Consider the following 20,024-nt stretch of genomic DNA (forward strand, 5'->3'; position numbering starts at 1 on the left):
TAATGACGATTCAGGTCAGTTGGAGTAGACCACGCAGAAGGTCACGGCTGTCGGCCGGATCTGGACAGTCCTGCTGCAACTCGGCCATCGCGCCCTCGTACTGGGCGACTTCTTCGCGCTTGTCCAGATAAAGGGCGCCCGTGAGCTGCTCCAGATAGACGACGTCGGAGAGGTCGGACTCCGGGAAGCTGAGCATCGTGAACGCGCCCGACTCGCCCGCGTGTCCGCCGAAGGTGAACGGCATGACCTGCAGCGTCACATTGGGGCGCTCGGAGATGTCGATGAGATGCTGGATCTGGCCGCGCATCACTTCCCGGTCGCCGTACGGGCGGCGCAGGGCCGCCTCGTCCAGGACGCACTGGAACTTCGGCGCGCGCTCGGACACGAGCAGCTTCTGGCGCTCCAGGCGCAGGGCCACGCGCCGGTCGACGTCGGCCTGATTGAGCCGCCCGCCGCGGCCGGACTTGCCGGTTCCGCCCGGCTTGCCTGCGGCGGCGGCCTTCATGCCGCGCTCCACGACCGCGTGGGCATACGCCTCGGTCTGCAGCAGCCCGTTGATGAACTGGACCTCATAGACGCGGATCAGGGAGGCGGCACCCTCCAGACCGATATATGTCTGGAACCAACCGGGCAGGACGTCCGAGTAACTGTGCCACCAGCCCGTCAGGTTGGCCTCCTTGGCGAGCGAGAGGAGTGCGTTGCGCTCCGCCTCGTCCATGACGCCGTAGAGCGTCAGGAGGTCCTCGACGTCCCTCGACTTGAAGCTCACCCGTCCCAACTCCATGCGGCTGATCTTCGATTCAGATGCGCGGATCGAGTAGCCGGCCGCTTCACGGGTGATGCCCCGCGACTCCCTCAGGCGCCTCAGTTGCGAGCCCAGCAGAATGCGCCGTACCACCGAGCCGCTCGACTCCCCAGCGGTCACTTCGCTCAGTCCTCCCCAAGGTGTGAGACCCGCAGTCTGCCATTAAACGCTTCGGGCCGTACTCGTTCGGTTACGGAAACGGAAAGCCTCCGGAAGCTCTCCACAAGAAGTCGTAGGAAGAAATGGGCTAGAAGCAGCCTAGGAACGGTCAAGTCCGGCGCGTGCACGTGCATCTGCCCTTGCATCTGCTGTACGCATTCGGAACCATGGTCCGCGCGTCACTGCTGCGCCATCGCTGTGCCGCCCGGCTGTACCGACCGCGCCACCGCACGATCGCTTTGTACCGCGAACCGCGAAAACCGGGGAGTGCCTCGCATGGGGACGAATGGATCGACCATGCTCGAGCCGTTACGGCAGGGCCTTCCTCCGCTCGACCCCTCCGCGGTCTCCAGTGCGGCCTCCTGCGCTCTTCCCGCCCGCTATGAAGCCGTCGGCAGCGCACGGCAGTTCACCCGCAAGACGCTGGTGTCGTGGGAGCTGGAGGAGCGCTTCGACGACATCGCGCTCGTCGTCTCCGAACTCGTCACCAACGCCCTGCGGCACGCGCTGCCCGCGGACACCCCGCGCGCCGCGTGTCCGGTCGGCGGTACCGAGGACGCGCCCGTGCGGCTGCACATGATGCGCTGGACCTCGCGGCTGGTGTGCGCGGTGCGCGATCCCAGCGACGAGAGTCCGGTCGCGCGCGAGGAGGCGGAGGACGACTTCTCCGCGGAGTCGGGCCGCGGCCTGTTCCTGGTGGACTCGTTCAGCGACGGCTGGGGCTGGCACCCGCTGGCGGGCGCGCTGAACGGCAAGGTGGTGTGGGCGCTGTTCCAGCTGGCCTAGGCCCTCGGGCCGGCGGCCGCCGGAACAGCCCTGCCCCCGTTTCCTCTCTCATCGGTGCCGTCGGGCACCGTTCTCGTCGGTGCGGTCGGCGCCGACTTCGTCGGTGCGGTCGGGCACCGAGCAGGATCCGCGGTGGTCAGCCGCCGATCAGGTCGTCGAACTCGCCGTCCTTCATGCCGAGCAGCATGGCCTCGATCTCGGCGCGCGTGTAGACGAGTGCGGGTCCGTCGGGAAACCGCGAGTTGCGGACGGCCACGTCGCCGCCCGGTAGTTTCGCGAACTCCACGCAGGCGCCCTGCGAGTTGCTGTGCCTGCTCTTCTGCCAGACCACCCCGTGAAGATCCGTGGCCGCCATGCCGTTGAACACGTGGTGCACAGGTCGCTCCCCGGTGGTGCCGTGGCTGTTGTTGTAGCTGTCAACTGTCCCGGATCATAGCCGTGTTCATGTGCCGATGCATGGGCAGATGCACGTGCACGCGCCGTGGTGAGCTGGTTACAGCCCCTCCCGCCGCTTCCCCCATGCCCCCGTGACATGCGAACGACCGTCCCCGTACCTCCACTTAGGCAGACGCAGGGGAAGGCTTTCTGGCTCCTTTTTGGCCGAAGACGCAACACCGCCGCCGCACGACGGACATCCCGTGCTTGCACCCTACTTCTCAGTAACGGGCGGCAGGTCGGGAGGTGTCGGTCGCGCGGCGGCGGTGTGGTATGTCGGCGCGGTGGGGTACGTCGGCGTCCTCAGCGGACGCGTACGTCCTCAACGGGACACGTACGGCCTCAACGGGACGCGTACGGAAGGAGACCCATCTCGCGGGCGTTCTTGATGGCCTTGGCCAGCTGTCGCTGCTGCTGCACGGTCACCCGCGTGACCCTGCGGCTGCGGATCTTGCCGCGGTCGGAGATGAACTTCCGCAGCAGGTCGGTGTCCTTGTAGTCGATGTACGTAATGCCTGCGACATCCAAGGGGTTGGGGCGGGACTTGAGCGGCTTGCCGCGGTCGGCGCGGCGCGGGGACGGGGACAACGTCAGACCTCCAGGAGGGCGTCGAAGGCGGGGGGCAGGGTCTTCCAGGCGGCGCGCCCGGCGGCGTACTCCTCGTCCGTGAGCAGGCAGGACTCCAGGACCTGGGTGAGTCCGTCGCGGTCCAGGCCGGGCGAGGTGAAGACGAGGTGCTGGCAGCAGTCCCCGTGCTCGGGGTGCCAGTCGAGCGCGGCGGCGGCCCGGCGCACCGGCGGGACCATCTCCCAGGCGGCGTCCGGCAGCGAGGCCAGCCACGGCCCCGCGTTCTCCACGCACAGCGCGCCGCCCGCCGCGTCCCACGCGAGCAGCGTGTCGGGCCGGTCGGCGAGCCAGAAGCGGCCGCGGCTGCGGGCGGCGGCACAGGTCAGGTCCTCCAGGGCGGCGTAGAGCCGCTCCGGGTGGAAGGGCCGCTCGCGGTGCCACACGAACGTACTCACGCCGCTGTCGTCGGCTTCGGCGGGCAGCAGCGCGCAGGCGGGGTGCTGGGCCGCGGCCGCCGCCTCCACGTCGAAGCCGCCGAGCGCGGCGCCCGCCAGGTCACCGTGGCCGATCGGAACCTGGCGGGCTGTCGGGTGGAGCTGCGCGAGCAGTGCCCGGTCCTCCGCGTCGGCGTCCTCGGACTCCAGGACGGCGAGCACGGGCGGGTATTCGAGCTGGCGCGCCCAGGTGTCGGCGACGGTGCGCTGGTCGGAGGCGGCCGCGGCGAGCCCGGCCTCCATCAGGTCGTCGCCGTTGGCGAGGTAGGGAAGCAGCAGGCTCGGGTCGACGGCGGTGAGCACGCCGCTCAGCCGCAGCGCGTCCGAGCCGTACCCGGCGATGACCTCGGCCATCGCCTTCGGCTCGACGGAGTCCCAGAGTTCGACGATCGCGAGCCGGGTGAGCCCGCTCCCGGCGAGCCGCTCGAGCTCGGGCACCAGGTCCTCGCGCAGCGCGCAGCAGGCGCAGTCGTTGACCAGCGGCGCCTCGCCGGTGGAGAGCACGCCGCCCGCGTCGCGCACGGTCCGCGTGACCGTGCCGTCCGCGGCGGTCGACAGGTCGTGGTGGAGCGCGACGCTGCCCGGCACCGTGGCGAGGAGCCGGGCGACGGCGGCGGCGCGGGCGTCTGCGTGCAGGCCCGCGACGACGGCGACGTCCATGCGGCCGGCCGCCGGCTCCCGGCCACCGCCGTCGCGGGCGCCGGGGGCGCCGGGGGCGTCGGAGGCACCCATCAGCGTCCTCCGCCGTAACGCCGCTCGAAGCGCTCCACGCGGCCCGCGGTGTCGAGGACGCGCTGCTGTCCCGTGTAGAAGGGGTGGCTCGCGGAGGAGATCTCGACGTCGATGACGGGGTACGTGTTGCCGTCCTCCCAGTCGATCGTCTTGTCGCTGGTCGCCGTCGAGCGGGTGAGGAAGGCGAAGTCCGCGGCCTTGTCGCGGAAGACGACGGGGCCGTACGGCGGGTGGATTCCGGGTCGCATGGGGTCAGCGCTCCTCTCGGAAGTCGACGTGCCGGCCGGCCACCGGGTCGTACTTGCGCAGGGTCAGGCGGTCGGGGTCGTTGCGGCGGTTCTTGCGGGTCACGTACGTGTAGCCGGTTCCGGCGGTGGACCGGAGCTTGATGACCGGGCGGAGTTCGTTGCGAGCCATGAGCGCTAGTATATGAAAATGAATCCCGTTTCCAAATGGACGGGAGGGAAACCGAGCGAGAGGTGCGTCACCATGTCCGCCCACTGCCAGCTCACCGGCGCGAAGCCGGGGTTCGGCAACAACATCTCCCATTCGCACCGGCGCACGCCGCGCCGCTTCGACCCCAACATCCAGCGCAAGCGGTACTGGCTGCCGAGCGAGGGCCGGTACGTACGCCTGCGGCTGAGCGCCAAGGGGATCAAGACCGTCGACACGATCGGCGTCGAGGCCGCCGTGGCCAGGATCCGTGCCCGTGGGGTGAAGGTCTGATGGCCAAGCAGAGCAAGATCGCGAAGAACGAGAAGCGGCGCGCGATCGTCGCGCGGTACGCGGCGCGCCGGGCCGAGCTGAAGGAGATCATCCGCAGGCCGTCCACGCCGGACGCCGAACGGCTCGCCGCCCAGCGGGAATTGGCCCGTCAGCCGCGCGACGCGAGCGCGACGCGGGTGCGCAACCGGGACAGCGTGGACGGTCGTCCGCGCGGGTACGTGGGCACGTTCGGCCTGTCCCGGGTGCGGCTGCGTGAGCAGGCCCACGCCGGATTCCTGCCCGGCGTGCGCAAATCCTCCTGGTAGCTTGGCGCGCGATTCATCGGGCCGTGGCCCGGAACGACGCTCCACATAGGGGGACTTCAGTGCATACGCGTGTCCGCAGTGTCCGCAGCATGACGATCGGCGCCGCGGTGGCCTCGCTGGCCGCCGCGCTCGTCCTGACCGGTTGCAGCAGTGACGGCGATGACGACGGGGACAAGGACAAGGGCGCGGCGGACAGCGCGTCCAAGACGCCGGGCTCCGGCGGCTCGGACGACGCGGGCTCCGGCGACGAGGGCGCCGCGAGCGGTGGCGGCCTGGAGGGCAGCTGGGTCGCCACCACCGGCGGCAAGCCGGTCGCGCTCGTGATCACCGGCAAGCGGGCGACGCTGGTCGGCGAGCACGTGTGCAACGGCACCGCCGGCGAGGCGGGGGGCGCGCAGACGCTCAAGCTCAAGTGCGCCGACGGCGACATGGACCGCACCGACGGGCGGGTCGAGTCCGTCGACGGCAAGACGCTGAAGGTCGCCTGGCAGGGCTTCGGGAAGGACGAGTTCCTGAAGACGAAGGGCGGGAAGCTGCCGGAGGGGCTGCCTACGGCGGACATTCCGCAGTCCTGACGTCTGGGGCGGTCCTGACGTCTGCCGCAGTCCTGACGGGCCGTTCCGTCAGCGGGTCGTGGGGCCTTCCGGGCCCTGCGGCCCGTTCGGCGTTTCCGGGGGCGGTTCGTTCCGCTTCTCCGGCGGTTCCGGGGTTTCCCGTTTGCGTACGTTGCTGTCGCTGCCGTCGACCAGCATCGGCGGCGGCGCCGTGTCCAGGGCGTCGGAGAGGTCGTCCAGGGCCTTGAGGAGGAGGGTGCCGCCGCGGCGTACGACGCGGTCGGGGGCGTCGGCGGACTCCCAGGCGTCCAGGGCCTCGCGGACCGGGTCCCAGCGGGGGACGCGGCGTTCGCGTACGGCCTTCGCGCCCTGTTCGGTGGCGGTGCGCAGGGTGTCCGCGAGGCGGGCGGCGGCGGGGACCGGGGGTGTGCCCCGGTCCGGGAGGTGGGCCTCCAGGAGCATCGCGACGCGGCCGACCTGGGCCAGGGCGTGTTCGGCGTCGGCGGCCGCGGCGCGGGAGAGACCGCGGTGGCGTACGGGTTCGTGCTCGGCGCGTTCGACCGCCTCCTGCCAGGCGGCGCGGGCGTCGCGGGCCGTGAGCAGGGCCTCGCGGACGTCCGGGCAGTTCTTGCCCGCCGGGTCCGCGTAGTGGCCGACGACCGCCGCGGCGTAACGGCCCGACGCCGTCAGCCAGTCGGCTAGGCGGGTGCGCAGGCGCGGGGTCTCCCAGGCGGGGTACAGGGCGTACGCCGTCATGGCGAGGATGCCGCCGAGGAGCGTCAGGACGACGCGTTCCGGGACCGTCTGGGTCCACTGTTCGCCGCCCATGCCGAGGAGGAAGACGACGTACGCGGCGACGCAGGCCTGGGCGGCGAATTGGCCCGTGCGCATCAGGAGGTACATCAGGCCCGCGCTCGCCACGGCGAGGGTGCCCGAGAGGTGGGTGCCCGGCTGGGCGAGCCTGACCACCGCCGTGGCCAGGGCCACGCCCACCAGGGTGCCGCCGAAGCGGGCGACTGCGCGGGCGTACGTCTGGGAGAAGTCGGGGCGCATGACCATGACCGAGGCCATGGGGGCCCAGTAGCCGTGGCCCAGGGGGAGGTAGTGGGCCACGGCGTAGCCCGCGGTGGCGACGGTGGTGACCCGCACGGCGTGTCGGGTCACCGCGGAGCGGAGCCTCAGCTCGGCGCGCATGGCCCGCAGGGCGGCCGGAACCAGGGCCGTGAGCCCCGGGCGGACCAGGTTGCCGCTCGTCGGGATGGTCCCGTCGGCCTGGGCTCTCTTTGGGTCGGGATCCGCCCCCTGGGCGGCCCAGCCGCCCACAGGGAGAGCGGCCTCGGGCGAGCTCTGGGCGGGGCCGCCGCCTGCGGCGGGAGCGGGGGCGGGTGGGCCCGCGGCGGGATCAGGGGCGGGTGGGCTGGGGGCGGGAGCAGGGGCGGGTGGGCTGGGTGCGGGAGTGGTGGTCGGTGGGACCGCGGCGGGAGGTGGGCCTGGGCCGCCTGCTACCTCCACTACGTCCCGTAGGAGTGTGCCCAGGCGTTGGGCTGCTCTGTGGGGTGGGCCCGTGAGGATCGTTGCCGTGTCCGGGGTGCGGAACGTGGATACCGCGGACGCGGGGAGGTCCACGGGGCTGCCGTGGCGGATGGCTCGGGCGGCCGCGTCGAGGATGGCGCCCGCCGCGCCGAGGAGTTCGCGTACGCGGTCGCGTTCGGGGCCCTCCGCCGGGACGCCGAGGGCCGGGTCGGCGAGGGAGGCGAGGACGGGGCGGATGCGTTCGGCGAGGCCGCGGGCGCCGTGGAGTTCGGCGGGGCGGGTGCGGGCCTGGCGCGGAGTGATGTGGGCGGCGGCGCGGGCCGTCATCAGCGGGGCCGGGTCGAACGGGGCGACGGGGTCGTGGCGCAGGCGGCGCGCGTAGTCCGCCTCGGCGGCCAGGGCGTCGGCGAGCGCGTCGCGGTGGGCGCCCCAGCGGCGTACCGGGAAGAGGATCACCAGGCCCGCCTGGACGGCGCCGCCCACGACCATCATCGCGGCGTGCCCGGCCGCGGCGGCGACCGACGTGGGCAGGGTGATCGTGACCAGCATGATCGCCACGTTGGACGTGGCGATGAGGCCGATGGTCGGGCCCGCCGCCCAGCTCAGGCCCGCGAGGAAGGTCCAGAGGGCGAGCAGGGCGAGGAAGAGGAGGAGATGGCTGCCGGTGAGGTAGCCGAGGAAGGTGGAGAGCGCGAGGCTGGTGCCGGAGGCGATGGCGAGTTCGGGCCGGGGGCGCCAGCTGCGCTGGAACGTGGCGATGGCCGCCTGGAACGCGCCGAAGGCGGAGCTGGCGGCGACCGCCGGGCCGAAGAGGGTGAGGCTGAGGCCGATCACGATCGCCAGACCCGCCGCGCCGCGCAGCGCGACCAGCGGCTCCAGCCGCCGCCGCTCCACGGCAAGCCCGGAGCGCGCCGTCTGCTTCAGGGCTCGCCACCAGGTCACTCCGGCGATGATACGGGGCATATCGGGCGGATCGGCTGGGTGGGCGGCTGGCTGCGGCTGACGGCTCTGGGCTGCTGGCGGCTCTGGGTGGTTCCTCGTTCGGCTTTCCCCCCGGTGGGGGTTGCTCCGCCCCTTGTTCGGTTGTGGGGCGGGGCCGCGCCGGTATGTCCGTGCTCGCGCCTGTGGCGCCCGAGGCATGTCCGGTACGGACGGCGTGCGCGCCCGAGCTGCGCGCGGACATACCGGCACGTCCCCTCCGGACGGTTCGGCGGCTACCTGCCGGTGGGGGTTGCCGGTTCGGGCTCCCCGCGTTTCGCGCGTACCGCGGTCAGGTACTCCTCGATCGCGTCGCGGTTGCGGGTCAGGCACTCCACGCGCCGGGCCATGCGGTCGCGTTCGCGTTCCAGGGTGGCGAGCATCTCGGGGGTGGCGTCCGGGAAGTGGATGGCGCGGGGCTTGTCGAGGCAGGGGAGGATCTGCTTGATGATGCGGGTGGGCAGGCCCGCGTCCAGGAGGCCGCGGACCTGGATGACGCGGTCCACGGTCGACGCGTCGTAGTCGCGGTAGCCGTTCGGGGCGCGGTCGGCGACGATCAGGCCCTGTTCCTCGTAGTAGCGCAGCAGCCTGCGGGGCGTGCCGGTGCGTTCCGCGAGTTCTCCGATGCGCATGGTTCCCCCTGTTTCTCCGGTTGCTTCCGGGATTCTTCGGTTGCTTCGGCCGCGTACCTTCACACGTGTGTGAACGTTAGCGTTCCAGCGGCGTCGCGTGCCCCATCCGTGCCCGGTCCGCAGCCGCCGCGCCCTGCGCCCAGCCCTCCCCGTCGCGTACGCCGCGCACCCGCGCCGTGGTCGTCTCGGGGAACATCCGCTCGGCGCGGTCGGTGACCGCGACGTCCCGGGCGGCGAGGACCGGGAGCAGGGTGCCGTCTTCGGCGTCGGTGTGCGTGACGGGGGCCGCGGCGGCCTCCAGGCGGGCGCCGAGGCGTTGGGCGTACGCCATCAGGAAGGCCTGCCGGAACGTCTTCGTGCGCTTGCGGCCGCCCGCGCGCTGCCCGGCCTCGGCCTTGGTCATCGCGGCCGTGCCCTGCACGAGGAGGGAGGTGTAGAGGAGTTCCGTCAGTTCCAGGTCGGGCTCGAAGCCGACGACCGTGGAGAAGGAGTACGCCTCGTTCCAGACGGCACGGCAGCGGTTCGCGGCGGCCACGGCGTCCAGGAGGATCGCCTTCGCGGTCTCGTACGGGGCGTCGACGCCGACGCGGCAGGCGCCGGGCGCGTCCTTCGCGTGCGTGCGCGCGGCGAGCAGCGCCTCGTCGACGCTGTGCCGGGCCATCAGCTCCTGCGCCTTGGCGGTCAGCGCCTCCGCCTCCTCCGGATACCCGGTCGCCTCGGCCTTGGCGAGCAGGGCGCGGATGCGGGTGAGGGCTCGGGGTTCGTCGCCGGGGTGGGGAGGGGGTACGTGGAGGGGGGTGCCCGGGGCCGGGGCGACCGGCTCGATCGGGGGAAGGCGGAGGAGCAGGCGGTAGAGGGCTAGTACGGCGGTGGCGTGGGCGAAGCGGTCGGGGGCCCGCCAGGGCGCGTGGTCGTCGAGGGCGGCGAGCTGGGCGGGCCAGCGGGCGGGGAGCCGGTCGGGGCTGTAGCGGCGGGTCTCGGCGCGGATCAGGGCGGCGGCGAGGCGTACGTGGGGTTCGCCGAGGTCGCGGCGGACCAGGCGCAGGACGTCGGCGGGCTGCCAGCCGCGTCCCCAGGCGCGGCGTATCAACTCCTCGCCGCGGGCGGCGAGTTCGACGTCGGCGGTGGGGTCGGCGGCGAGCAGGGACGCGGCGGTGTCGAGGCCGTCGTCCGCGTGCCCGGATCGCGCGTCTCCCCCGTACAGCGCCGCCGCGAACGCCCTGTCGATCACCGATTCCATACCCCTAAGGGTAGGCCTGACCCTACCTTCGACCGGCCCGCTGGTGGTCGTGAGCGCGGGGCCCCGGCGCGGTTGGCTCGAACCATGATTCTCGCGTCGCTCCGGGCCCGCTGGGCCGGATTCCTCGGTGCCTTCGTGGCCGTCGCCCTCGGGGTGGCGCTGACCGCCGCGATGGGGGTGGGGCTCGCGGCGAGCCTGGATCCGCCGGTGCGGGAGCCGGTGCGGTTCGCCGGGTCGCCGGTGGTGGTGGCGGGGCGGGACACGCTCACGGTGCCGGTGCGGCGCGGGCCCGAGGTCGGTCACGTGTCGAAGAAACTCGTTCATCCACACCCTGTGGACAAAGAATTGCTGCGCGGGCTCGGGCGCCTGGGGCAGATCCGTACAGACCGTAAGCCATCGGACCATAGGGCATGGGACCGTACGCCGCCGGACGCCGTGGGCGTGGCCGCGCCGGTCGCCGCCGTGCGTGCCGCCGTCGCCGCGTCCGGCACCGGGGCGCGGGTGCTCACCGGGGACGACCGGCGGCTGGTCGACCCCGCCGCCGAGCGGGACGCGCGGGCGCTGGTGGCCGTGAACTCCTTCCTGGGCGCGGCGGGCGGGGTGGCCGCGTTCGTGGCGGCGTTCGTGACCGCGTCGACGTTCGCGTTCGTGGTGGCGCTGCGGCGGCGGGAGTTGGGCCTGCTGCGGGCGGCCGGGGCGAGCCGGGGGCAGGTGCGGCGGTGGCTGCTCGGGGAGGCCGTGGTGGTGGGCGCGGTGGCCTCGGCGGCCGGCTGCGCGGGTGGGGCGTGGGCGGCGCCGGTGCTTGCGCGTGCGCTGGTCGACGTGGAGGTGGCGCCGCCGTGGTTCACCGTCGCGTCGGGCTTCTCCTGGACGTGGTGGCCGTACCAGCTCGCCTTCTGGACCGGGCTCGTCGTGGCAGTCGCCGGGGCGTGGAGTGCGGTGTGGCGGGCGGGGCGGGTGAGTCCGGTGGAGGCGCTGCGGGACGCTTCGCTGGATGTGGGTGCGATGCCGCTGGGGCGGCGGGTGGCGGGTGGTTTGCTTCTTGCCGGCGGGCTGGGGTTGTTGGCGTGGACTCTGTGGGCGGAGCCTGCGGATCTGCTGAAGCGCAAGACGTATACGACGCAGCCGATGGTGCTGGCGACGGGGGTCGCTGCGCTGGCGCCGGTGTTGGTTCGGTACGTCGTGCTGCTGTTTCGGTGGCCTGGGGTGCTGGTACGGCGTGCGGTCCCGTCGGCGGGGGGCGGGGTGGCTGTCGGCCGTCAGGGCGGCGTCGGCCTGGGCTGCCTTGAGGGTCGGGAGCCGCCCTGCGGCACGACTGCCCACAGCGGGAGCGGGGGACGGGCGGTGGCCGCCCGCAGCGGGAGCGGGGGCGGGGGTACGGGCGGGTCCCGGAGCGGGAGCCCGGGCGGGCCCCGGAGCGGGAGCCCGGGCGGGCCCCGGAGCGGGAGCCCGGGCGGGCCCCGGAGCGGGAGCCCGGGCGGGCCCCGGAGCGGGAGCAGCGGCGGGCGTGGGGCCAAGGGGCGGAGCAGAGGTAGGAGTTGGGTGAGTCTCGGGCGGCTTGCTCGGGCCAACGTTGGGGGTTCTGTGCGGCGGACCGCTGCCGTTGTCGCGCCCGTGCTCGTTACCGTTTCGGTTGCCGGGTGTCTGTTCGGGTCGGCTGCGACGGTGGGTGGGGCCAAGGCGGCGGAGGCCAGGGGGCGTACCGGTGCTCAACTCGTCGTCACCGGGGGCGACTTGCGGCCGCTCGACCGGCCGGTCCCGGGCGCGGTCGTCGCCGCGTCCGGCGCCACCGGCGTGTTCGTACGCGAGGACGACGGCACCGCGCTCGTCCGCTCCGAGGCCCGCGCGCTGCCGGACCCCGGGGCGTTCGCGGCGGTGACGCGGCTGCCCGTGGTCGCCGGTGACGTACGCCGTCTCGACGACCGTTCGATCGTCGTCAACGAGGAGTGGGAGCGGCACCGGGTCGGCGAGCACGTGGACGTGTGGCTCGGGAACGGGTGGCGGGCGCGGCTGCGGATCGTGGCGGTGCTCGCGCGCGGCACGGGCGACAACGGGGCGTACGTGACGGCCAGCAACGCCCCGTCCGCCCCGCTCGACCGCATGGACGTGACCCTGCGCGACGGCGCCGACCGGACGGCCGTCGCGGCGGCGCTGCGGGCCGCGACCGGCGGGCAGGTGCGGACCGCCGGGGAGTGGCTGGCCGCCGAACACCCGCCCGGCATGAAGCACCAGACGCGCCTCGGACTGCTCGTGCTGCTCGCGATCTGCCTTGCGTACACGGCGATCTCGCTGCTGAGCACGCAGCTCATGACGGCGCCGGTGCGGGCGCCGGAACTGCGCACGCTGCGGCTTGTGGGGGCGACCCCGGGGCAGATACGGGTCGTGGTGGGCGTCGAGGCGGCCCTCTCCGTGGTGGTGGGCGCGGTGCTCGGCCTCGCGGTGACGCTGGTCGGCCTCGGCGGCCTGGCCGCGGCGCTGGCGAGCCTGTCGGCACCGGTGGGGGTGGTGGTGCCGTGGGGGGTGATGGGGGTGTGCGTGGGGGTGTGTGGGGTGGTGGCTGTGGGGGGTGGGGTGTTGGGGGTGCGGCGGGTGCCGGGGGTGGCATAGGTACGCGGGGCTGGGGGGCGGTGTAGGTACGCGGGGCTGGGGGCGGCGTGCGTACGCGAGCTGGGAGCGGCGTGCGTACGCGGGCTGGGCCCCCGGCGGCTAGGAGTCGCCGCCCTCGTCGATCAGGCGGCGGACCTCGCGGTCGATGAGGCCGAGGCGGGCCTCCGCCACCAGCGGGACGACGCGGCGCTGGCGGCGGGCCTCGTGGACGTCGATGTCGACCGTGACCAGGGCCGGTTCCCACTTCGGCGCCTGCGCGACCACCGTGCCGCGCGGGTCCACGACCCGCGAACCGCCCCAGAACGTGGCCCCGTTCTCGTTGCCGACGCGGTTCACGAAGACGACCCAGCACTGGAGCATGCGGGCCGTGTAGGACAGCAGGGTGTCCCAGTACAGGCCGGTGTCCATCGCCTCGGGGTCGAGGCTCGCGGCGCTGTTCGTCGGTACGACGATGACCTCGGCGCCGTCCTGCACGGCCAGCCACGGCAGCACCGGCTGCCAGGCGTCGTTGCAGACGAGGGTGGCGGCGCGGCCGTGGTTGCCGGGCAGGTCGTAGGCGCGCAGGTGCTGGCCGGGGCTGACGTGCTTGCGCTCCTCCCAGGCGAGGTAGTTCGGCAGGTACAGCTTGCGGTGGGCGTGCAGGAGGGCGCCGCCGGAGTAGTAGGCCGACGTGTTGTAGGCGCGCAGGCTGGTGTGCTCGTGCAGGCCGACCAGGATGTCCGGGCCGTGCAGGGAGAGGCCGTGGAGGCGGGGGTCGTCGGCGGCGAGGGACGTGTCCCTCTTCAGGGCGCCCAGGTGGTAGCCGTGCAGGCTCAGTTCCGGGAACACGACGAGGTCTGCGCCCTGGGCCGCCGCCTGGGCCACGTGGTCGCGGGCGACGTCGAGGTTCTCCTCCACTTCTCCCAGTACGCAGTCCGTCTGCGCCAGCGCGACTCGCATGGGGTGAGCCTCGCAGGGGGATTGCGGGGCGGCATGTTGAGCGGGGCCAGGTGGCGGGTCCTGCCGGAGGCTCCCCAATCCCGCCCCTTCCCGTAACCAGGGGGCTCCGCCCCCCTGGACCCCCGTATCGCCGCTTCGCGGCTCGTCCTCAAGCGCCGGACGGGCTGAGTGGCTGGCGGAGCGGGTGTCAGTGGCTGGCCGGGCCGTTGGGGCCGGAGATGGCGCCGAGTTGGGCCAGGCCGGCCAGGACGTCGGTGCAGGTCCAGTACTCGACGAATCTGCCGCCGGACACCCGCAGGATGTCGTGTCCGCTGAAGGAGACGGCGGTGCCGACCGGGGCGGTGGCGTCGGGGAGGCCGCCGGTGTAGCGGGCGCGGAGGGTCCAGCGGGCCGCGATCAGGTCGCCGTCGGCGATCGGGCCGAGGTCGACGGTGAGGTCGATGTCGCCGAACACCGCCATCGTCTGCTCGATCTCGGGGAGCAGCCGGGCGGGGCCCCGGGTCGCGCCCGAGTCGGTGCCGTCCGGGCGGGCCTGGTGCACGACGAAGTCGGGGTCGAGGATGTCGTCGGCGTGGCGGAAGTCGCCGCGCCACAGCTCGCACCAGCGGTCGTACAGCTCGTGCAGCTCTTGGTGGTCGCGCGGCGGGGCGGTGGGTGGTGTGCTGCTCACAGTGTTCTCCTGAGGTAGAGTATGCGTCACACAACATCTGCGTGACGCAGTCATTTGAAGGGAGAGCATCGGGCCGTGTCAAACCGGAATCCGCGTCGAGCGGAGCTGCTCGCGGCCGTCACCGTGGCCGCGCGGCGGCAGCACGCCGCGTACACGCTGTTCAACCAGGCCATGGCCGACCGCCTCGGGCTGCACCCGACGGACCTGCAGTGCGTGAGCCTGCTCGGCCTCGAACCCGCCCCTCTCACCACGGGCGAGATCGCCAAGCTCACCGGCCTGACCTCGGGCTCGGCCACCCGCCTGGTGGACCGCCTGCTGCGGGCGGGCCTGGTGGAACGCCACCCCGACCCGCACGACCGCCGCAGAACCCGCATCTCCCTCACCGCCCACCGCGCCCCGGAACTCACGGCGGCCTGGGACGCCCCCGGCACGGCGTTCGCGGCGGCGCTGGACGAATTCACGGAGGAAGAACTGAGCGCGGTGGAGCGCTATTTGACCCGCACGACGGAGGTGGGGGTGGAGCAGGCGGAACGTTTGCGGGGGCAGTAGCGGGGGGACGCCTCAGCGGCCGTCGCGGCGCGTCCGAGGGCCACCCATGGCCAGGGCAGCGCCCGGCGGTGCGCCGCGTACGACAGCCACTCGACCCCAGGGCAGGCGTCGGCAGTGCGCCGCGTACGAGGGCAACGGGCGGGCGGGTGGGAAACCCGCCGCGGAGCGGCGGGGCGGAGGGCGCCCGGCGGTGCGCCGCGTCCGACAGCCACCCGGCCCCAGGGCAGGCGCCCCGCGGCACGCCGCGCACGACAGCCACCCACCCCCAGGGCAGGCGCCCGGCGGTGCGCCGCGTTCGACAGGTACGGGTGGGTGGGTGGGAAACCCGCCGCGGAGCGGCGGGGGCGGAGGGCGCCGATGTGGGCGGTCGCGGAGACGCTGCGCGGGGCGTTGTCAGTGGTGGGTGGGATCGTCGGGGGTATGGGTGACGGCGAGCGGTGGCTGGTGGCGGAGGCGGACGGGGGCGCGGCCCACGTCGTGCCGCTGGGCGAGGACGGCCGCCCCGCGGGGGACGTGCGCCGGGAGCCGGACATCGTGGCGGCGGTGCGGAGCCGCCCCGAGGTGACCCGCTGGGTCTGGCGCTCCACGGCGGACGTGTACCCACGACTGCTCGCGGCGGGCGCACACGTGGCGCGCTGCTACGACATCGAGGCCGCCGAAAACCTCCTCCTCGGCCACGAGGGCCGCCACGGCGAGCCCCGCTCCGCGGCCGCCGCCCACGCCCGCCTGCACCGAAGACCCGTACCGCCCGATCCCGCGCCCCGCGCCGCGGAACCCGGCTCCCAGGACTCCCTCTTCGAGCCGTCCCCGACGGCTCACCTCCCCCTCGAAGCCCTCCTGGAGGTGTACGCGGACCAGCTCCGCCGCCACGACGCCACCGCGCACCCCGGCCGCATGCGCCTGCTCACCGCGGCCGAGTCCGCGGGCATGCTCGTGGCCGCCGAGATGAACGACGCGGGCCTGCCCTGGCGCGCCGACGTACACAAGGACGTGCTGCGCGAACTCCTCGGCGAGCGCTATGGGGGCAGCGGCGAGCCCCGGCGCCTGGCCGAGCTCGCGGACGAGGTCTCCGCCGCGTTCGGCCACCGCGTCCGCCCGGATCTGCCCGCCGAGGTGATCAAGGCGTTCGCGCGCGCGGGCATCCGGGTCAAGTCCACGCGGAAGTGGGAGCTGGAGGAGATCGACCACCCGGCGGTGAAACCCCTCCTCCAGTACAAGACGCTGTACCGCATCTGGACCGCCCACGGCTGGTCCTGGCTCCAGGACTGGGTGCGCGACGGCCGCTTCCGCCCGGAGTACACGCCGGGCGGCACCGTCTCCGGCCGCTGGACCACGAACGGCGGCGGCGCGCTGCAGATCCCCAAGGTCATCCGGCGCGCGGTGGTCGCCGACCCCGGCTGGCGCCTGGTCGTGGCCGACGCCGACCAGATGGAGCCGCGCGTACTCGCCGCGATCTCCCGCGACCGCGGCCTGATGGACGTGGCGGGCAGCGAGGAGGACCTCTACACCCGCCTGTCCGACCGCGCGTTCGCCGGCGACCGCGAGCACGCCAAGCTGGCGCTGCTCGGCGCGGTGTACGGCCAGACCTCCGGCGACGGCCTGAAGAACCTGGCGGCGCTGCGCCGCCGCTTCCCGCTGGCCGTCGCGTACGTCGACGACGCGGCGAAGGCCGGCGAGGAGGGCCGCCTCGTACGGACCTGGCTCGGCCGGACCAGTCCCCCGGCGGTCGGGGCCGGGGACGAGGACGGCGAGGCGGGCATCCCGCAGGAGCAGCCCTCGCCGTCCGGGGCGGAACTCCCCTCCCCCGACGGCGAGTTCACGCCCGGGTACGCCTCGTCCGACGCCCGCGCCCGCGGCCGCTTCACCCGCAACTTCGTGGTGCAGGGCAGCGCCGCCGACTGGGCGCTGCTGCTGCTCGCCGCGCTGCGCAGGGCGACCGCGGGGATGCGGGCCGAGCTGGTGTTCTTCCAGCACGACGAGGTGATCGTGCACTGTCCGGAGGAGGAGGCGGGGGCCGTCGTGGCGGCGGTGCGGGAGGCCGGGGAGCTGGCGGGGCGGATCGCGTTCGGCGAGACGCCGGTGCGGTTTCCGTTCACGGTGGCCGTGGTGGAGTGCTACGCCGATGCTAAATAGAGCGTTCGTTACAGAGTGAGAGTAGATCTTTGAGGTCGGCGACGACCTTGGCGCCCGCGCCGTCCAGGGACTCGAGGGCGGCGAGCGCCGACTCCCACTCGGCGTACGCCTCCCGGGTGCGGCCCTGGGCGTGCAGGAGCAGCCCGTGCTGGTGGCGGGCGAGGCCGACCATGTGGGTGTCGCCGCGGTGTTCGGCGCGGTCGAGGAGCAGGGCGCATTCACGCGCGGCTTCCGGGTGACGGGCCAGTTCGCGCAGGGCACGGACCAGGCCGAGGCGGGCCTGGGACTCGCCGTGCCAGTCCTCGTACTCGCCGTGCAGACGCAGGCTCTCCTCGAAGTGGCCGAGCGCGGCGGCGGGTTCGCCGAGGGTGAGCCGGGCGTAGCCGATGTTGCAGTGGGCGGACTGGCGGACGATGACGTGGCCGATGCGGTCGCCGATGGCGAGGCTGCGTTCGTGGTGAGTGATGGCGGCGCGGGCGTCGGTGTGTTCGTAGAGGTTGCCGAGGTGGCTGTAGGTGATGGCCTCGCTGAGCGGGTCGTCGAGGCTGCGGGCCAGGTCGAGGGCCTGGCGGAGGGCTCCGGCGGACTCGGCGTGCCGGCCGAGGCCTTCCAGGAGGAGGCCGCGATGGTTCAGTCCGCGACGCACGCAGGAGGCTTCACCGAGGGCACGCCAGAGGGCAAGGGCCTGGTCGTTCAGGACCATCGCCTCGCCGGCACGGCCTGCCATGAATCGGTGACCCGCGAGATCGGTGAGGGCTTGGGCGGTGGCCCGCCGGTCGCCCGCACGGCGGGCGGCGTCCACGGCCATGGCTCCGAGCCGCGCCAACTCCGTGAGCCTGCCCCTGCGTTGGAGGTAGGGGAAAAGGTTGCGCACCAGTGCGGGCACGAGGCCACTGGCGTCCTCGGGGTGGCGCTCTGTGAGCGTGACGATGTTGGCCAGCTCCTGGTCGGCCCAGGTGAACGCCTGGTCGATGTCGCTGAACGTTGGTGTGGCTGAAACTGCACCGCTGCGGCGAGGTTTCAGCCCGTCCGGCGATTGAGGACGAGCCGCGGAGCGGCGATAAGGGGGGCAAGGGGGCGTAGCCCCCATTCGGTCCTGTTTGTCCTGGCCCTCCGGCATGATCGTGAGGAGGGCCTGGCGGGCTGAGGCGACGTACCAGGCCAGGGCCTCATGGTCGGCCGACTCCGCGGCGGATGCGGCGTGTTCGCGGGCGAAGTCACGGATGAGGTCGTGGGGGACGTAGCGGCCGTACGCGGTCTCGTCGAGGAGGGCGACGTCGACGAGGCGGTCGAGGGCGGATTGGGCGCGGCGGCGGGGCAGCCGGAGCAGGTGGGCGAGGAGCGGGGCGCCGTACTCCGGCAGGTCGAGGGCACCGATGGCACTCAGGGCGCGGGCGGCATCACGGTCAAGCTCACGGCCGGAGGCACGCAGCGCTTCGAGGGCGACGTCCAGCGAGCGGCGGACGCTCAAGTCGTCGTGTTCCAGGTGGTGGAGGCGGTCGCCGCAGTCGGCGAGGAGGCCCGCGAGGGCGTCCGGGGTGAGGGCGCTGCGGGCGGCGAGGCGGGCGGCGACGATGCGCAGGGCGAGCGGCAGCCGGCCCGCGAGCGCGACCAGCGGGTGCGCGGCGTCGAGCCCGGCGCGCCCGGAGGCGGCGCGGAGCAGCGCGGCGCTGTCGGCGTCGGACAGCGGCCGCAGCGGGAAGCGGGCGGCGCCGTCGAGCGCGGTGAGCTGGGAGCGGCTGGTCACGATGACGGCGCAGCCGGGCCCGCCGGGCAGCAGCGGCCGCACCTGCGCGGCGCTCGCGGCGTCGTCGAGGACGAGCAGGGTGCGGGTGGGCGCGAGCAGGGACCGCAGCAACGCGGCGGCCGCGTCCGGGTCTTCGGGGGCGTGCCGGGCTTCGGTGCCGAGGTCGCGCAGGAGGGCGGCGAGGGCCTGGCCGGGGGTGAGCGGGGTCATGCCCGGGGTGGCGCCGTGCAGGTTGAGGTGGAGCTGCCCGTCGGGGAACTCGCCCCGCAGCTCGTGCGCGGCGTGCACGGCGAGCGCGCTCTTGCCGACCCCGGCCATACCGGAGAGCACGGCGACGGGCGGCACGCCTGGGCGGCGGGCACCGGTGAGGAGCGCGCGCAGACGCTGCGTCTCGGCGGCACGGCCCGTGAAGTGCGGGGGTTTGGGCGGGAGTTGGGCGGGCCGGGGCAAGCGGGTGGGCGAGGAGGTGGCCTGCCGGCCACCGGCGAGGACGGAGCGGGGTGCCTGGGGCGGCCGCGGGGCCGGCCTGCCGTCGGGGTCGGCCGCGCCAGGAGCCCCGGGCGCCGGGGTACGGTCCGCGTCGGCGCGGAGGATCTTGCCGTGGGCCTCGCGTACCGCCTCGCCCGGTTCCACGCCCAGTTCGTCCACCAGGCGGCGGCGCAGGGCCCGGTGGACGGCGAGGGCCTCCGCCTGGCGGCCCGTACGGTGCAGCAGGAGCATCAGCTGGCGGTGGAAGGGCTCACGGAGCGGATGTTCCGCGACGAGGGCGGTCAGCTCCGGGAGGAAGGCGCCGGGTTCCGCGAGTGGGGTGCCCGTCGCCGCCGCCTCAAGGAGTGCGTCGTACCGGCACTCCAGGAGCAACAGCCGTGCTTCTTCCAGGCGTTGTACGAGGGCGTGGCCCGCTGTGCCCGTCGGCAGGCCGGACAGCGGGGTGCCGCGCCAGAGGGCGAGGGCCGCGCGGGCGGCACGTTCGGCGGTGGCCCAGTCGCGCTCGGCGTGGGCGGCGCGGGCCTGCGCGAAGCGGCGTTCGAAGACGCGTACGTCGAGTTCGTCGTCGGTGACGCGCAGGCGGTAGCCGGGCGGGACGGCGCGCAGCCGGTCCGGGTCGTCGAGCAGGCGGCGCAGCCGGGTCACGTGGTTCTGCAGGGACGCGTGCGCGGAGGCGGGCGGGCCGCCGGCCCACAGCGCCTCCTTGAGGGCGTCGGCCGAGACCACGCGGTCGGGTTCGAGGAGCAGCGCGGCGAGGAGGGCGCGGCCCTTGGGGCTGCGTACGGGACGCGGCTCGCCGTCCGCGTCGAACACGGCGGGCACGCCGAGGAGCCCGAACCGCAGCTCGTCCGCCATGCGCGCCCAACCCCCGTCCCGGACGACCGTTGGCCACATGTTAGCGATCTGTTGGCGTGGCCTGATGTGATCACTACATCGGACCTGGC

General features: G+C 73.8%; 19 protein-coding genes. 7 read left to right on the forward strand and 12 right to left on the reverse strand.

Annotated elements, in window-relative coordinates; all coding sequences use genetic code 11:
- Nucleotides 1-10: 10 nt before the first annotated feature.
- Nucleotides 11-925: a helix-turn-helix domain-containing protein gene (locus AC0KTA_RS16855; RefSeq protein ID WP_481055936.1), complete on the reverse strand. Its 915-nt coding sequence runs from the start codon at nucleotides 923-925 to the stop codon at nucleotides 11-13.
- 315 nt (nucleotides 926-1,240) lie between these two features.
- On the opposite strand from AC0KTA_RS16855, the gene AC0KTA_RS16860 reads away from it, so the two are divergent.
- Nucleotides 1,241-1,750 carry an ATP-binding protein gene (locus AC0KTA_RS16860; RefSeq protein WP_481055937.1) on the forward strand — a complete coding sequence of 170 codons (510 nt, stop codon included), beginning with the start codon at nucleotides 1,241-1,243 and terminating at the stop codon, nucleotides 1,748-1,750.
- A 136-nt stretch (nucleotides 1,751-1,886) separates the two neighbouring features.
- Here AC0KTA_RS16860 and AC0KTA_RS16865 read toward each other — a convergent pair whose 3' ends face one another.
- The 5 genes from AC0KTA_RS16865 to rpmG form a co-directional block, all read right to left on the reverse strand.
- Entirely contained in the window at nucleotides 1,887-2,126 is a 240-nt protein-coding gene (locus AC0KTA_RS16865) for a DUF397 domain-containing protein (protein ID WP_481055938.1), read from the reverse strand.
- Between the two features lie 401 nt (nucleotides 2,127-2,527).
- The gene (gene rpsR, locus AC0KTA_RS16870; protein WP_481055939.1) at nucleotides 2,528-2,773 is read right to left on the reverse strand and encodes a 30S ribosomal protein S18; all 246 of its coding nucleotides are present in this window, start codon (nucleotides 2,771-2,773) and stop codon (nucleotides 2,528-2,530) included.
- Nucleotides 2,774-2,775: 2 nt separating this feature from the next.
- Nucleotides 2,776-3,906: a CobW family GTP-binding protein gene (locus tag AC0KTA_RS16875; RefSeq protein WP_481056452.1), complete on the reverse strand. Its 1,131-nt coding sequence runs from the start codon at nucleotides 3,904-3,906 to the stop codon at nucleotides 2,776-2,778.
- A 71-nt stretch (nucleotides 3,907-3,977) separates the two neighbouring features.
- The gene (locus AC0KTA_RS16880) at nucleotides 3,978-4,226 is read right to left on the reverse strand and encodes a type B 50S ribosomal protein L31 (protein WP_481055940.1); all 249 of its coding nucleotides are present in this window, start codon (nucleotides 4,224-4,226) and stop codon (nucleotides 3,978-3,980) included.
- 4 nt (nucleotides 4,227-4,230) lie between these two features.
- A complete protein-coding gene (gene rpmG / locus AC0KTA_RS16885; RefSeq protein ID WP_030361075.1) occupies nucleotides 4,231-4,395 on the reverse strand; it encodes a 50S ribosomal protein L33 in 165 nt (54 codons plus the stop codon).
- A gap of 72 nt (nucleotides 4,396-4,467) precedes the next feature.
- On the opposite strand from rpmG, the gene rpmB reads away from it, so the two are divergent.
- From rpmB to AC0KTA_RS16900, 3 genes are all read left to right on the forward strand, one after another.
- The gene (gene rpmB / locus AC0KTA_RS16890; RefSeq protein ID WP_189731537.1) at nucleotides 4,468-4,704 is read left to right on the forward strand and encodes a 50S ribosomal protein L28; all 237 of its coding nucleotides are present in this window, start codon (nucleotides 4,468-4,470) and stop codon (nucleotides 4,702-4,704) included.
- Complete coding sequence (rpsN, locus tag AC0KTA_RS16895; protein ID WP_189731536.1) at nucleotides 4,704-5,009, forward strand: 30S ribosomal protein S14; 306 nt, start codon at nucleotides 4,704-4,706, stop codon at nucleotides 5,007-5,009. Before rpmB ends, rpsN begins: the two co-directional genes overlap by 1 nt.
- Before the next feature lie 89 nt (nucleotides 5,010-5,098).
- Nucleotides 5,099-5,584: a hypothetical protein gene (locus AC0KTA_RS16900; protein WP_481055941.1), complete on the forward strand. Its 486-nt coding sequence runs from the start codon at nucleotides 5,099-5,101 to the stop codon at nucleotides 5,582-5,584.
- A 48-nt stretch (nucleotides 5,585-5,632) separates the two neighbouring features.
- Here the strand turns inward: AC0KTA_RS16900 and AC0KTA_RS16905 are convergent, their stop codons facing one another.
- The 3 genes from AC0KTA_RS16905 to AC0KTA_RS16915 all read right to left on the reverse strand — a co-directional run bounded on the left by AC0KTA_RS16905 (nucleotide 5,633) and on the right by AC0KTA_RS16915 (nucleotide 9,946).
- Complete coding sequence (locus AC0KTA_RS16905; RefSeq protein WP_481055942.1) at nucleotides 5,633-8,038, reverse strand: FUSC family protein; 2,406 nt, start codon at nucleotides 8,036-8,038, stop codon at nucleotides 5,633-5,635.
- A gap of 272 nt (nucleotides 8,039-8,310) precedes the next feature.
- Nucleotides 8,311-8,706 carry a MerR family transcriptional regulator gene (locus AC0KTA_RS16910; RefSeq protein ID WP_481055943.1) on the reverse strand — a complete coding sequence of 132 codons (396 nt, stop codon included), beginning with the start codon at nucleotides 8,704-8,706 and terminating at the stop codon, nucleotides 8,311-8,313.
- A 76-nt stretch (nucleotides 8,707-8,782) separates the two neighbouring features.
- Nucleotides 8,783-9,946, reverse strand: a complete 1,164-nt coding sequence (locus tag AC0KTA_RS16915; protein WP_481055944.1) for a DUF2786 domain-containing protein — start codon at nucleotides 9,944-9,946, stop codon at nucleotides 8,783-8,785.
- A gap of 84 nt (nucleotides 9,947-10,030) precedes the next feature.
- Here AC0KTA_RS16915 and AC0KTA_RS16920 point away from each other — a divergent pair, with 84 nt between their 5' ends.
- Complete coding sequence (locus tag AC0KTA_RS16920) at nucleotides 10,031-12,553, forward strand: FtsX-like permease family protein (RefSeq protein ID WP_481055945.1); 2,523 nt, start codon at nucleotides 10,031-10,033, stop codon at nucleotides 12,551-12,553.
- 99 nt (nucleotides 12,554-12,652) lie between these two features.
- On the opposite strand, the gene AC0KTA_RS16925 is transcribed toward AC0KTA_RS16920, so the two are convergent.
- Both AC0KTA_RS16925 and AC0KTA_RS16930 read right to left on the reverse strand, forming a co-directional pair.
- Nucleotides 12,653-13,492 (reverse strand): nitrilase-related carbon-nitrogen hydrolase, encoded by an 840-nt coding sequence (locus AC0KTA_RS16925; protein ID WP_481055946.1) that lies wholly within the window; start codon nucleotides 13,490-13,492, stop codon nucleotides 12,653-12,655.
- Between the two features lie 187 nt (nucleotides 13,493-13,679).
- Complete coding sequence (locus AC0KTA_RS16930; protein ID WP_481055947.1) at nucleotides 13,680-14,162, reverse strand: ester cyclase; 483 nt, start codon at nucleotides 14,160-14,162, stop codon at nucleotides 13,680-13,682.
- Nucleotides 14,163-14,237: 75 nt separating this feature from the next.
- On the opposite strand from AC0KTA_RS16930, the gene AC0KTA_RS16935 reads away from it, so the two are divergent.
- Together AC0KTA_RS16935 and AC0KTA_RS16940 are read left to right on the forward strand one after the other, a co-directional pair.
- Complete coding sequence (locus AC0KTA_RS16935; RefSeq protein ID WP_481055948.1) at nucleotides 14,238-14,711, forward strand: MarR family winged helix-turn-helix transcriptional regulator; 474 nt, start codon at nucleotides 14,238-14,240, stop codon at nucleotides 14,709-14,711.
- Between the two features lie 420 nt (nucleotides 14,712-15,131).
- Nucleotides 15,132-16,844 (forward strand): bifunctional 3'-5' exonuclease/DNA polymerase, encoded by a 1,713-nt coding sequence (locus tag AC0KTA_RS16940; RefSeq protein WP_481055949.1) that lies wholly within the window; start codon nucleotides 15,132-15,134, stop codon nucleotides 16,842-16,844.
- Here the strand turns inward: AC0KTA_RS16940 and AC0KTA_RS16945 are convergent.
- On the reverse strand, nucleotides 16,837-19,935 hold the full coding sequence (locus AC0KTA_RS16945; protein WP_481055950.1) for an AfsR/SARP family transcriptional regulator: 3,099 nt from the start codon (nucleotides 19,933-19,935) through the stop codon (nucleotides 16,837-16,839). The two genes, AC0KTA_RS16940 and AC0KTA_RS16945, sit on opposite strands and share 8 nt — an antisense overlap.
- Nucleotides 19,936-20,024: the final 89 nt, after the last annotated feature.

Source organism: Streptomyces sp. Y309, assembly GCF_056712025.1.